General features: G+C 30.6%; 10 protein-coding genes. All 10 read left to right on the forward strand.

Annotation, left to right across the window (positions count from 1 at the left end):
* The first annotated feature begins 168 nt into the window (after positions 1-168).
* Complete coding sequence (locus ACNQ2T_RS01760; RefSeq protein WP_416755485.1) at positions 169-474, forward strand: thioredoxin domain-containing protein; 306 nt, start codon at positions 169-171, stop codon at positions 472-474.
* A 177-nt stretch (positions 475-651) separates the two neighbouring features.
* Complete coding sequence (locus ACNQ2T_RS01765; RefSeq protein ID WP_418035836.1) at positions 652-4,437, forward strand: putative immunoglobulin-blocking virulence protein; 3,786 nt, start codon at positions 652-654, stop codon at positions 4,435-4,437.
* An 8-nt stretch (positions 4,438-4,445) separates the two neighbouring features.
* Positions 4,446-5,894, forward strand: coding sequence for an MSC_0624 family F1-like ATPase-associated membrane protein (locus ACNQ2T_RS01770; protein ID WP_418035837.1), 1,449 nt, complete (start codon positions 4,446-4,448; stop codon positions 5,892-5,894).
* Positions 5,872-6,420 carry an MSC_0623 family F1-like ATPase-associated protein gene (locus tag ACNQ2T_RS01775; RefSeq protein ID WP_418035838.1) on the forward strand — a complete coding sequence of 183 codons (549 nt, stop codon included), beginning with the start codon at positions 5,872-5,874 and terminating at the stop codon, positions 6,418-6,420. Before ACNQ2T_RS01770 ends, ACNQ2T_RS01775 begins: the two co-directional genes overlap by 23 nt.
* Positions 6,401-7,315: an MSC_0622 family F1-like ATPase gamma subunit gene (locus tag ACNQ2T_RS01780; protein ID WP_418006287.1), complete on the forward strand. Its 915-nt coding sequence runs from the start codon at positions 6,401-6,403 to the stop codon at positions 7,313-7,315. Before ACNQ2T_RS01775 ends, ACNQ2T_RS01780 begins: the two co-directional genes overlap by 20 nt.
* Positions 7,308-7,781 (forward strand): MSC_0621 family F1-like ATPase epsilon subunit, encoded by a 474-nt coding sequence (locus tag ACNQ2T_RS01785; protein WP_418035839.1) that lies wholly within the window; start codon positions 7,308-7,310, stop codon positions 7,779-7,781. The genes ACNQ2T_RS01780 and ACNQ2T_RS01785 overlap by 8 nt, the downstream gene beginning before the upstream one ends.
* The gene (locus tag ACNQ2T_RS01790; protein ID WP_418035840.1) at positions 7,766-9,889 is read left to right on the forward strand and encodes an MSC_0620 family F1-like ATPase-associated subunit; all 2,124 of its coding nucleotides are present in this window, start codon (positions 7,766-7,768) and stop codon (positions 9,887-9,889) included. The genes ACNQ2T_RS01785 and ACNQ2T_RS01790 overlap by 16 nt, the downstream gene beginning before the upstream one ends.
* On the forward strand, positions 9,889-11,418 hold the full coding sequence (locus ACNQ2T_RS01795) for an MSC_0619 family F1-like ATPase alpha subunit (protein ID WP_418019695.1): 1,530 nt from the start codon (positions 9,889-9,891) through the stop codon (positions 11,416-11,418). Before ACNQ2T_RS01790 ends, ACNQ2T_RS01795 begins: the two co-directional genes overlap by 1 nt.
* Entirely contained in the window at positions 11,418-12,785 is a 1,368-nt protein-coding gene (locus ACNQ2T_RS01800; RefSeq protein WP_416755474.1) for an MSC_0618 family F1-like ATPase beta subunit, read from the forward strand. The genes ACNQ2T_RS01795 and ACNQ2T_RS01800 overlap by 1 nt, the downstream gene beginning before the upstream one ends.
* Complete coding sequence (gene mip / locus ACNQ2T_RS01805; protein WP_418035841.1) at positions 12,775-14,979, forward strand: Ig-specific serine endopeptidase MIP; 2,205 nt, start codon at positions 12,775-12,777, stop codon at positions 14,977-14,979. The genes ACNQ2T_RS01800 and mip overlap by 11 nt, the downstream gene beginning before the upstream one ends.
* Positions 14,980-14,984 lie beyond the last annotated feature (5 nt).

Below are 14,984 nucleotides of genomic sequence, written 5' to 3' on the forward strand. Positions count from 1 at the left end.
GAATACATTAATTTTTTAAACGAAAGGAATTGTCCTAAATATCTTTATTAGTTCGTCTTTTTTTATTCCCCTAAAACTAAAAAGTTATTTTTTACATTAAAAAAATACAAAAAAATAACTTTTTGCTTTTTTCATTAGTTGTATAATTAATACATAAAAGGAGTAAATATGTTACACGAATCAAATAAAACTCAAGTAAATGAAGTTCTAACAACTAAACCATCATTATTATTAGAAGTATTTTATGCTTCATGATGTGGTCCATGTAAAATGTTTAAAGCTGTCTTAGAAGAATTAGCACAAAAAGATAATATTGAAGTTTACAGAATTAATATTGATGAAAACAGAGATTATGCTTATGAAGCAAATGTAGCTTCAATTCCTTATACACGTGTTTACAAAGATGGTGTTTTAGTTTCAACATTTTTAGGTTACAAACCTTATGCTGAATTAAAACAACTTTTAGGACTTTAATAATTAGTAGCTTAGGCTACTTTTTTATATTTTTGTTATCTGACTAAATTGTTACATTTTCAATTACTTTTTTTTTTTTTTTACAGTTACACCTTGAGGAAAAAGATATAATTTATATTATTAAATTTGAAATTAATAATATAAATATTATTAATAAATCAAGATAGGCGACATATCATGATCAAAGCAAAGAAAAGAAAAATATTAAAAACAAGTTTAATTCTCGGAAGTGGAGCACTATTAACTGGTGCTGTTTTTGGTGTAACCTTTGGAGTTATAAATCAACATGGTAAAGGATACATTTATTCTTCAAGTGATATTAATAAGCCAAATTTAACCAACGTTACAATTAAACTTATTCCCGCCCAAGTTTCAGGAACTGATGCAAATACTGAATCAGCTAAAAAGGATGATACTGACAAATCTCAAGTCAAAACCACCTTATCATTTACTGATTCTAAAAATAATAAGGTTGTTAAGAAAATAGTTTTATTAACTAACTCAGATGAAGAATTGCAAATGCAAATTCAAAACTTAATTCCAAATGGTTATAACTTTGATCCAGCTAAATATGCTGACTCAACCACTATAACAGCTGAAATTGGAAAAGATAATGTAATTTATGTGGTACCTGAAATTAAATCTCAAACTAAGACCACATTTGTTTTCTATACCCAAGGTGAAAATGGTACTCAAGAAACTGTTAAAACAGTTGAAAAAGATAACACAGATGTTAGTTCACAAAGCAATTTTGACCTTTCAACCTTGCTTCCAGAAGGTTATGGCTTTGTAAATAGTCAAATTCCAACCTTTATAATTGGTTATACTAACAGATTTAATGTTAAGAAACTTGAAATTGATGTAACTTTTAACCTTAAATTCATGAACAATGATAAGCAAGTGGGCCAATTAGTCCCAATAAAAGCTCATAAAGGTGAAGTAGTTAATATCTTACGTTATCTACCTGAAGGATATAAGCTTGCTGAAAATGTGCCTGAAACTGTCACAGCGGATAATAATACTTTTGAAATTAAAGTAGTTGAAATTCCAAGACAAGTTGTAACTACTTTAAACTTTATTGAAATGCAAAATGGTAAAGAAGTAGTTGTGGAATCTCAAAAGGTCACAACTGATCAGTTTGCTACAATTGATTACACTAAATACTTACCTAAAAATTATCAACTAGCGCCAGGTCAAGATAAATTAACTATTACTTTAGGTCAAGTTAATACCATTAAAGTAACTAAAATTAAGAAAATTATTACTACAACTATTCGCTTTATTGACTCTAAAGATGGAACCCCTATTGGTGAACCTTTAAGCTTACAAACTTATGATGATGAAAATATAAACTTTGATAATGCTTGAGTTCCAAAAGGATATAAATTAGTTCAATCTGAAATCAAAATTATTCCTGGACAAGTTAATAATATTTCAGTTGAAAAAATTGTTAATAAGGTAACTGCCACTGTTGAATATAAATGAAATAATCGGATTGTTTCAACTACTAAAATTGAAGGCGAAGAAGGAACTGATGTTGATCTTTCTTCTTCAAGTTACATGCCTCAAGGCTTTGAATTACCTAAAGATGATAAACAAACTGTGGTAGTTAAGTTAGCTAACCAAACTTTTGTAATTAATGTAGTTAAGAAAACTATTGAAACAACCTTCAAATTTATGTTGAATAATGTCCAAATTGGAAATATTGCAACTATTCAAACAGCTCCAGATGCTTCAATTACTATTGATCAAGTTAAAGAGTATGTGCCTAGTGGATATCAAATTGTGCCAAAGGCCTCTTATGGATTTAAACTTGGACAAGAAAACATTATTGAAGTAAGCAAGATTGTAAAAGAAATTACTACAACTATTGTTTTCATGGATAATGGAACTAAAATAGGAGAGGCTCGTACCTTTAAAACTCTTGAAGGCGAAGCTAAACCAATTGATTGAAAACCTTTTATTCCTAAAGGTTACCATGTAACAGCTACCCCTATTATTACTAAAGGTAAAACTAATGAAATTCAAGTTGCTAGAGACAAGATTGAATATAGTTATACTTTAACCTTTAAAGATGGTGATAAGATTGTTGGTCAAGTTACAGGTAAATACTTTGATGATGCTATTCCAAAAGTAACTCAATTTGTGCCTCAAGGATACAAATTAGTAAGCTCAATAGAAGCTAACCAAATGCCTCAAAATGGAACAAAAATCTACCAAGTTACCCCTATTATTCCGCCTAAACCTCCAGTAGTAACTAAACCTAATTTAACTCCTGAAGAAAAGAAACAAGTGCAAGAAATTGTTAACACTCGTCAAGGAAAAGCTGTTGATGTAAATAACTTGCAAATTCCTGATAAAGATCAAGCACTTCCTGATGTCCCAAAAGGAACAGTGCCTAAAGAAGTAGCTGCAGAATCTTCTAGAAGACTTAAAGAATATCGTGACTTATTAAACTCTAACAGAGATATTACAGCTAATGATTTAAAGGACATTTACAAAGAAGTTTGAGAAAAGAATCCTGACTTACTTGAAGTCTTTGCTCAATATCTCAATGGCGCTATCTCAATGCCTGGTCGTGATCCAATTCCTAAAGATCAAATTAGACAAATAGCACGTGCTCAACTTGAAGCTGCTCAAAGAATTATGCAATCAGAAATTGCAGCTGGTAGAGTACCTGTCTTTGAGGTTACTGGAAATACCTTTGGATATGATGTAACTATCAAATATGACTACATGGATGATAAATACAATCCATCTGTGCAAAGAATGATTAATGACAATAAACAACGTGTTCTTTCAAACAGCAGTAAATACAATCGTCAACCTAGTGGTATTTTAAATGGAGACTACTTTGGATGATACAAATCTGATATTTCAAGCAGCGTTAGAGGTCTAACTCCATGACAAGATCGTGATAAAACAATAATTGATCCTAAAACAGGTCAAAGAGTCAAGATGGATGATGGACTTAGAGTTTACCAATATGATCCTACTGGTCAAGATGAATTTAGCAAAAATAAACCAAGTCAAAAAATGCTTACAGTTGATGCATCTAACCGTGCTGGATATGATAAATTCTTAAAAATCCTAAAAGAAAATCCTGATATTACTATGGTACGGGTAGATAAGATTGGATATGGTGATAAAAACGAATCATTAAGAAGCCTCTTATCACAATTACCAAATTCAGTTAAAGTTGTTAACTTATTCTTCTACACGAAAGATACTACAGCAATTGCAGGTCTTGAAAATATTCATCTAGATGAAGTTGGAATTTACACTACATTGCCTAACTTAGATAAACGTTCAGATAAGGATGATTGAGGAATTGACCCTGTTGGACTTAAGAATACTAAATTTGCTTCATTTGAAGGTGGAACAATTGAATCTTGAGAAGCTACTGCGCCTGGACAAAGAGCTGCTTCAATCTTCTTTAACACAATTAGACCTTCAAAACATGATAACTTTAGCGATATTAAAGAAGGATTTAAAATCGCTTTAAAAACAAAAGAAAATTGAAAAATCTTCAATGGTACTTTTGGAGTTGGGGGATACCCAACTGGAATTGACCTTTCTTTAAACCACAACATTAAATCAATGAAAGATCTCCCTCTAAATCAAAGAGTATTTAGAAAATTAACCCTACATGCTGATGGAGAAACCTTTACCTTACCAATTGGCGAAATTGTCTCAGGACAATTTGGCTCTCTAGTAGTGCAAGGTCCAGATCGTGCCAAAATGTATTTTGATAACCCAACTACCCACATTTTACATTTAACTGGTACAGCTAGTGATATTGGTACAAATTACGGAATTCATTTATATGGATTACTTGAAGCTGGAAAACAATCTTTAGATACTATTGTGGTCGATAATTTAGAAGCTAAACAACTAATTGAAAGCTCACAAGCTTGAGGACAATTTGGTTCAAGCTATAAACTTATCGTAAAAACTAATTAGAGGTATATATGAAAATAAAACTTAAACAAAACACCTTATTTTATTGACAGAATATATTTGGCTATTTGCTGCTTGGAATCCTGCTTCTTTTTAGCCTATTTTCTCTCTCAAACTTACTTGGCTGAAATCCATCCAAAACAGGTTTAAATGTTTACAAGCCTTTCTTACCAATAGAAAACTTTTTAGATATTTCACAGCCTAATTTCCAAGGACGCAATTTCGTTATTATCTATAACTTTATTGTTTTAATGGTTCCATTAATTCTGGCTCCATTTTGACTTGCCCGCAATGCAAGTAAGCAGCCACTCAGCTTTAGTAAATATTTACCATGAGCTTTTGGTTACTTAATCATTATGCTAGCTTCATTTGGATTGCTTATTGCTCTTCCTATTACTGAAGATAGCTCAATGATACTATTACTAATTAAAACTATTCCATTTACAGTCTTAATGCTACTTAATTTAGGCTTTGAAATTTATCACCTAACATATTGCACTAAAGTGTATACTGGAGCTAAGAAGTACATTCGTAACTTCTTAATCTCTAATATAGCAAAACTTATTATCCTAATTGCAGGTTGAATTCTTCTTACTTTCTTCCTAGTTGGAAATAGCCCTGAAACCTTATTTACAGATAAAAATAATCTTAAAGAAGGCTTTAGAACCCTATTTTATAACTATACAGCAGCTGGTGTGATAACAATTATTGCAATTGTTCTTACCTTCATGCTTTATTGAGGATTTAAGATTGCTAACTTATTTGAACTAGAGCCAAATAATGCACAAGCTAAAGCATTATCTAAACAAGCTTTAAACTTTAACTTCTATGTCCTAGCCTTATTTACTCTATGAATGTTTATTAACATCTTCATTATTAATATTAATGATGGTCCATTAATGAACCGTAAGCCAGCTCACATCTTATGAGCTCTTACATTAGTGATCTCACTAGTTTTACTAGTCCCTATATACTTCTTATTAAAATGAAAACCACTTAATAACTTAAGTAAAACAGCTAAAGGCTTTATCTTAGTTATTCTTTCAATTATATACTTATCAGCTTTACTAATTATTCGTATGCTTAATGCTGATAAGTTCAACAACTACATGGTAGTTTGAATCCTAGTTATTTCTTACTTTGCATTATTATTAGTCTACAAGCTAGCTGGAAATAACTTATCTTACATTACTCGCTATACTTTAGTTCTAATCTTTGCATCATTAAGCATTGCTATCTTCTTCTCAGTATTAGCAGCTTTACTAAATCAAGGAGACAATAATTTAACTGCCTCAATACCATTTAAATTTACTTTAGTTGATATCTTTATTATCATTCCAATTATTGCTTGCTTGCTACAAGTAATTATCCAAATTGGTATTTGAGCTAAAGCAACCTATGTTGTTTATAAATACAATAAAACTCAAGGAGCATCTCATGAAACTAAACTTTCTAAGTAATTTGAAAAACAATAAAGCTGCGCAAGCACTACTTGATCAACAGCAAGCTTATTTAAAGCAAATTTATTCAACTTATAATCAAGTAAAAACAGAAAGCAACTTTATTTCATATCAAGTCTTTACTAACCAATTCCTTATTTTAAATAACATTCAAAAACATGGTGGTCTTTGAGAGGAATTAGTTAATGAGCGTGATGAATTTATGGCCCATAAAAATCAAATCGCTTATCGAGACTTCTTTATTTCTTGAAGTATTAATCCAAGATTTAGTCAAAACATACTAGTACCTGTGATTAGTCACCAATTTGATTCAAATACTAAAGTATTGTCATGAGCTCAAGCTGAAAATGATGATATTGCTGCTATCTTAACTAAATATAATGATTATCTAGCTCAATATTTAGTTTCTAATGATTGTGCAGTTGAAATCATTCCTGGCATTATTGTTAAATACAATTTCGATTTAAAGGATTACAACTTATACTTCTCACCTGAGTTAATTTCTAATGCACATAAAGAAAATTAAACAAAAAGCTGAATCACTAGACAAAATATTAACCATTGTTGAATCACAAAAGAATATTAATTTAATTAACATCTTACGTCTTTCTCAACAAATTGGGATGTATTTCCAAAGAGCTAATCAAGCTAAATCTTATATTGATTATCTCGCTAGTAATTATGCAATTACCAATCCTTTAATCGAACCTGTTAATAATCATTACCTTTCTTTCTTAAATAAACTCACAGCTAAAAGTGCTATTAGTTATAAAACTATTTGAGTTTACATTACTGAAGAAGAAAAATATGAGACTAACTCATATCGTAAGTATGAAAACTACTTATTACAAAACGCCAATAAAAACGACTCTTTTGTTGTTATTGGCCAACGTGCTAAAACTTTTGCCCAAGAAAATAAGCTAGATATCATTTTTGAAAACAGCTTTAATGATGTTACTTATTTAACTGATGTACTACCAGACTTTTTAGAAGCTTATCTAGAAACTAATGGTTTTTGCAAAATTAAGTTTGTCCTCAACTCTTCTAAAACTAAACAACTAAGCTTAAATGTTATTCCACTTAGTGAACTAAACTTTGATTTAGACTTATACCGTAAGGAAAATAACTTTCTATCTATCCAAGGTTTAAATATTTATCCTGATATTAGTAGCTTTGTTAAGTCACAACTTAAGTCATATTTAACTTATATGACTCTAGCACTATTAAGTGAATCAAACTTAATTTATCAAAAATACGCCTTAGTTGCAATTAATCAAAAGATTAATGATCTTGAAAAGAAACAAAAACGCCTAGCGCTAGAAGTATTACGTGCTAAACGTGAATTAGAAGTTGAGCAAATTTCTATCTTATCTAAGAAAAAAGACTTGCTTCATGATGAAAAAGGAGATAGTTATGAATAGTATTAAATGTACCTTTATCTCTGAAAATTCACAAGAAACAAAAGAATACATCTCAAGTCTTGAACTTAACTTAAATCTTGAAGGTCAATGAAGTTTACTAAAACCTAATTCTGTTGGTTCCTATACCAAAGCCTTCTTTAGAATTAAGACTAAAGAAAACACTACTAAATACTATATTTTAGATAACGTCTTTATCACTTATATAAATAATGAAATCAACATCACTTATAGAGGATGCTTTAGAAGTTATTTACAAATTAAAAAGAGCAATGACTTCATTATGCAAAATGAAGCTAAATTAAAAACATTACTCACTGATTTAAATTATTACAAAAGTTGTAAACAACTTTCAGTTGATAATTTAAACAAAATTGCCATCTATAAACTTGAAAATGAAATCTTTATTCTAAAAGCTATTACCTTATTTAATCTCAACCCAGAGGAGTCTAAATGCGCAGAAAACTAAAATGACTAATTCTTGGCCCAGTGACTAGTGCTCTGCCACTAACTGTACTTTCAGCAGCTAGCACTAGCGCTTCTGCTACAGATAATAATGGTGACAATAACAACAATAATCAAGGTAAAAACTTATCCCCAGATTTCGATCAGTTTGCTAAACTAGAAAAAGATTTTCAAGCTGAAAAACTTGGCAAAATTCTAGAACAAGGAATTAAAGATTTACACAATGAGGCTAACACCTTATTAAGTAATACCACAATCAAAGATGCTCAAGATATCTTAAAAGGTATGTATCTTAAAAAAGTAGCTATTTACCTAGATACTCACAAAGCTGCTATTGTTAAGAATCCCAGAGATAATGGATTCTTTACCTTCTATCCTGAAATATTAGCTAACTCAAAAGCTTTTAAAAGCATGAGTCTAAGCTTTGATGATAAAACTTATCAACAAGTTTTAATTGATGCTAAAGAAGGCTCAATTAACCCATATCAAAACCTTCCTTTAGTTTCATCTCAAATTTCAGATCTAAAAGAATTTAGTAGCGAAACGCTAACTAACACTTTAACTAAAGAACAATTCAATTCTAAAATTGATGATTACTTCAAAAAGTTAGCTGGTGAATTTGACGATATCTTCCAAAACAGTGATGATATTCCTACTTTTGAAACTACCTCAATTGATTTTAATTCTTCAGGTGACTTTAATTTACATGCACCTAAAGAATACAACTCTTGAGATGACTATATTAAATCTAAATATAGCTCACGTTTCTTAAAGTTCGACCTTGATCAAAACTCTAAAGAAGACCAAGATCAAGACAAACCACCTTCACCTATTATTCCACCTCTTCCTCAAATTGAGGATCCTGCAGTGAAATCAAATGAAATTCAAAACATTCCTTCACTACACCCAATTGTTTCAGCTGCTATGTATGATGCCTTTAAAGCTCTAACTAGCATAGAAGCTAAAAACACTTTTATTACTAAATATAACAAGAATGTAGAGAAGAATTCTCCTATCTACTTCTTCTTTGATAACAACATTAACACTAGATATCAATATCAAGTTACTGAATTAAAACTTGATTCTAATAATGAATTATTAGCTGATGTTAAAATTCAGGATAAAGTTGATAAAAACAACTTACGTACATATAGCTATAGCATAGATACTTTAGCAAGTAAACAAGTTACATTAGCTACTCAAGCTGCTAATGGATTAATCGAAAATATCTTTATTCAACTATATACAGCTTTAGGAGTTAATGCTCAAATTGATTATCAACAATTAGTTGATCAAGAATTAGCTAACGTATTATTTAATATGATTTCACGTGCTATGAAAAATACTTATAAGCCTGAATACAAGGCTGATTTAGCTAAAATCATTCAAGATAATGCCTCTAGCGTTTCTACTTTAGATCTAAAAGCTAACTTAGAAAGCAAATTTGGCACAGACATTAATTACTTCGTACTTTCAAGCCTTAAAAATACAGTAATTAATGATACTTACTATTTTGCTTTATTACCTAATGCTTACTTAAATACTTATAAGTTGATATCTGAAGGTATTAAAAATAAAATGGATTTAATTAAAGCCAACTTGAAAGTACTTAATGAGTACTACAAGATTGATTATTTAGACATGAGTTGAATTAATCAAGGCTTAGATGTGCTTAATGATGATATTTCTTTCTTAAAGGGACTAGCTATAAATAATAGTTTTAACCTTTATTCACAATATCTTGACTATACAGAGCTAACCTCTCGTATTAATAAGACTTTTAGAGACTTATACATTATTTTACACACTGAACTATTAGCTAATACAGCTGAAAACAAAAAAGCCATTAATCAAATGTTTAATTCAATTTGAGCTATGCCTCAAATTCCATATACTCAGCCAGCAGCTAATAAAACATTACTTTACACACTTGGAGCAATCTTCTTATCATTCTCTTTAATCTTGATTCTGATTGCTTCAACTCTTGGAATTACACACAAGAGATTCAATATTAAAAATACAAGAAATAAAACAATATTAATGAGTTCGCTAGCTTCAATTTTCTTAATAATAGCAATTATTTTACTTGCTATCGGACTTGGAGGTCTATAATGACAAATAATAACTATCCTAAAATAACAGGTATATTTGACTATGTTGTAGAAATCACTGGTAAGTATCCTTACTTCCAGAATCAAATTTTTACTTTAGCAAGTAACCCTGAAGTCAATTTAATTTTAATCTCAGCTACTCAAAATAAAGCTTACTGTCTTTCAGAAGGTAAAATTGGAGACTTTCTTATTGGAGAAAGTGTTATTCCAACTGATCAACAACACTATATTGAAACTTCTTTAAGTTACTTTGGAAAAATCATTAGCATTGATGGAAGCATTTTATATCCAGCTGCTAGTGATAGCAAAACTATGCTTTCACACAAGTCTCTAGCTTTCAATAAACCTAATGCATTACTTTCATATCAACCACTAGAAGAACAATTGCACACAGGTTACATGGCAATTGATTTACTTATTCCAATAGGTAAAGGGCAAAGAGAACTAATTATTGGTGATAGAAAAACAGGTAAAACTCACTTAACACTTAATACCATCATTAATCAAAAGAATCAAAACGTTAAATGTATCTATGTTGGTATTGGAAAGCAACAATCAGATATTGCTTCAGTTTATAAAACTTTAAATGATAATGGAGCAATGGATTACACTATTATTATTAATGCACCTGCTGATCAACCATATGCACAATACTTAGCTCCTTATGTAGCTATGGCGCATGCAGAAAACTTAGCTCACCAATATGATGTTTTAATTGTTTTTGATGATTTAACAGCTCATGCTAATATTTACCGTGAAATTGCCTTATTAACTAATAAACCTGTTGGAAAAGAAGCCTTCCCTGGAGATATGTTCTTTGCACATGCTAGATTACTTGAACGTAGTGGAAAATTTGTAGGTAAAAAATCAATTACTGCACTTCCTATCTTACAAAGTGTTGAAAATGATATTACTTCTTTAGTAGCATCAAATGATATCTCAATTACTGATGGACAAATCGTTATGAATACAGATTTATTTGCACAAGGTAAATTACCTGCTATTGATATCGATTTATCTGTTTCACGTATTGGTGGATCAGTTCAAAAACCTTACATTGCAAAAGTAGCTGGTAAAATAGCTAAAATTTATAAAGCTTACAAGAGACAAATTAAACTTGCTTCACTTAAATATGACTTAAACGATGAAACTAGCGCACTATTAACTAATGGTTCTTTAGTTGAACAAATGTTTACTCAAAAAGGTATCTCAGTTTACAAAGGTAGCACAATGTTCCTTACAGCTAAACTGATTTCATGAGGTATTTTAAAGAAAGTAACTAACATTCCACTAGCTTTAAAATTCATTGAAGAATTATGCGTCTTTAATCCAATTGCTAAAGATATCTTAGATCGCATGATTAGTAATCAAGCTTACGATGATAACATGGCTAAAGATTTCTTTGCCTTTGCTTTAGCACAATATGCAAAATACAAACAACTCAATTGACAAATTGAAATTAACCAAAAATTCATGGACATAGATGAAAACGTCTTAAAATACATCGATGATAAATTAGGAGATAAATAATGACAAAAGGTATAGTAACTAAAATTTGAACAGATGTAGTTGAAGTTTCTTTTCCTAAAGATCAACTACCTAAAATTAACAATATTCTAGCTTCTGCTAGTGACCAAACTCACTTATTAGTTAAAAAAATTGTTAATGAAAACATTGTTTATGCAGTTATCATTGATGCTAATGAAACTATTGCAATTGATCAAGAATACTTTGATACCAACAATACCTTTATGGTACCAGTTGGTCCTAGTGCTAAAAATAACATCTTTGATGTTATGGGGAGATCACTAAATAACCCACAAGCAAGCTTTAAACGTGTGCCAATGGATTCAACCATTGTAACTAATAATGACTTTAATTTCGAACCTCAAATACTTGAAACCGGAATTAAGGCTATCGACTTCTTTATCCCTATTTTAAAGGGTTCTAAAATTGGAATCTTTGGAGGAGCTGGAGTAGGTAAAACAGTTTTAATGAAAGAAATTATCTTCAACCTTTCTAAGAAAGAAAAGAATACCTCTTCAATCTTTATTGGGGCAGGAGAACGTTCTAGAGAAGGGGTTGAATTATACGATGATTTAACTAAATCAGACCTTATGAAAAGCTCTATGATGTTTATTTCTAAAATGAACGAAAGTGCTGGAGCTAGAATGAGTATTGTACCAGTTGGAATTACAGCTGCTGAATACTTAAGAGACAATGAAAAAGAAAATGTCTTACTATTTATCGACAACATTTTTCGTTTCCTACAAGCTGGAAATGAAATCTCAGCTTCACTTGATAAAAAGCCTTCTTTAGGTGGATATCAAGCTACATTAAACACTGAAATTTCTTCAGTTGAAAACAGACTATTCTCTAACCAAAATGGGTCTATTACTTCATTCCAAACTGTTTTCTTACCAATGGATGATTTATCTGACCCATCAGCTTTAGCTGTCTTTAATCACCTAGGTGGTTCTCTAGTATTATCTCGTGATGTAGTAGCTAAAAACATTTATCCTGCTTTTGATCCACTTGAATCATCATCAGCAACTGTTGATGTTAAAATCATTGGTCAAAAACACTATGATGCAATCATGGAAGTTAAAAAGATCTTACAAAGATATAAAGAACTTGAAGATGTTATTTTAATTTTAGGTATTGAAGAACTTGATGATGATTCTAAAATCATTGTTAAGAAAGCCTTACAATTACAAAACTTCTTCTCTCAATACTTCCACACTACACAACACTTCACTCAAATGCCTGGTGTGTATGTTCCATTATCTAAAACAATTGAATCAGTAGAAAGAATTATTAATGGTGAATTTATCGATGTTAACCCTGAAAAATTCTCATTTATTGCTACTGTGGATGACATAAGAAATGAAAACTAAAATACTGAAAAATTCACTTTTAATCCTTGGAGCTAGTGCTTTTAGTTTACTACCTGTCTCATGTTTTCATGATTATCCAGTTAGACCTATAACTAAGCCCCTAGATCCCAATGATCCAATCAACAAACCAAAAGAACCTGAAAAGGATAAACAACCTACTAACCCTAAAGAAGGAGATCCAGTAGAACAACCACCTGTAGGTGGAGGATTTAATCCTTTTGATCCTAAACCAGTTAAGGATCCAACTACACCTCCAAGTGCAAATAGCCCTGAGTATCAAAATGCTAACTTCTTAAATAAATATTATGCAGATGAAGCTGCTTATATTAATTCACTTGTAAAATCACTTTGACCTGATGGAAATAATGAAGCATATCAAGAAATCTATGAAAGTTATAGCAAGTCTCATGTTGAAGAATTTGACACTAAAGCTTCAGATTTACACTTGCCAGCTTTCCTAGATTCATATGCTAAAAACTTTACAGTTACTGATAATAACAATAATTTAGTGCTTAATCCACTTGGTCAAATCAAGAGAAGAAAATATTGAGCTGATACTATGGGAGATAGAGGAACTGCTAGATATATTCCTAATAATCTTTATAAAGAAGTACTAGGAGAAACTTATTCAATTATTCTTTCTAACAATAACAAATATCTTGAAGAGCTCAATAATCCTCAAATTCCACCAGGACGTTTAGCTCAAGGTACTGCTTGAATTCTAGACTATGCAACTAATGAGGCTGGAGTTATTACTAAGTTGTATTTAGCAACTAACTTACACGTAGCTAGCGACCTAATTACTGCAAGTGATAATGGCAGCATTTATACCAATATTTTGCCAGATTCAGTTATGAAGCAAAATGCTGATAATTTAATCCAAGCTAATAGCAAGCTTCAAGAGCTAACTCCTGAAACTGCTAAATTAGAAAAAGAATATAACGATATTAAAATCAAATATGGTGAAAACTCACCTGAATTTAAAGCAATTAATGAAAAGTTTAGTAAAGCTTTAGTTCCATACAATGAAGCTCAACAAGCTGTAAAAGCAGCTGAAGATAGCATAATTGGTGTAACTAAAAATGTACGCCTAGCTCACTTTAATCCAAGTACACCAACTGAAACTGAACTTAAACGTACTGTTCTAGATCCTAGAGTTGATTTCTTTGATTTTGATCCTAAAAATGTCAAGATTGTGTATGCTGGAGCTAACTTCTTATCTACATCACCAAGTGCTTATTTAGAAGTTTCTTCTCCATATGCTAACTTAGAAGAAATGGCTGATTTTGCTGTATTAGAAATTACATTAGATCAAAATCAGTCTCAATATAAATATGAAAGTCCAACTGAAGCTGCTGGAATTAGTACAAGTACTATTGATTCATATTCAGATTATGTTTTATATCTTACTTCAGCATATCAAAACAAGGATAATCAATCAAAACCTGCTAACTTTGATTTATTAACTAATTATGATACTTTAGTCAGTGATAAGTTAACAGTTAATAATAAAGAAATTTCTAAAATTGATTATGACTTCTTAGCTTTAGGATTTCCTAATGCTAAAAGTGATGATGATTTAGTAACTTCAATTAGTAACAAGGATGAAATTCCTTCTCTTAACACTACTTCTTCAGTTTGAGTTAATAAATCTAAGAATAATAAGGATAATCAATATGGTGGAGGCTTATCTCAAAACGTTGCCTTACGTACCTTTATTGATAAGCCTGGATTAACTGATATCTTCCTTTCAAACCCATTAATTAATGCTCAAGATAAAAAAGGATTTGAAGTTAGATACCTTAAAGAAAAAGGCTCAACTTACAGCGGAAATTCATATATTAACTATGGTCTTGGATATATCTTACATAACTGAGAACCTGGTCAAGGTGGTTCAGGTTCTTCTGTAAGAGATATTAATGGAAATATATTAGGATTAACCTTTGCTGCAGCTGATGCACAATTCAATTCTCTTATTTCCTTAACTCAAGCATTAAGATCACCAGGATATGATTACCATGGACAATATGGCAAATATAACCTTGAACAATACGACTTAGTTTATGGTGGTGGACCAAACCAAAGAACTTCATATCGTCAAGCTCTTCAAAAAATGTATGGGGATAACTATAAAACCAAACTCTTCCCACAAGGAGTTTCAGTTATTCCTGAAGAATATAAGTTTAATAAATAACTTTT

The sequence above is a fragment of the Mycoplasma haliaeeti genome, assembly GCF_048284645.1.
In the GTDB taxonomy this organism is placed as follows: domain Bacteria; phylum Bacillota_I; class Bacilli_A; order Mycoplasmatales; family Metamycoplasmataceae; genus Mycoplasmopsis.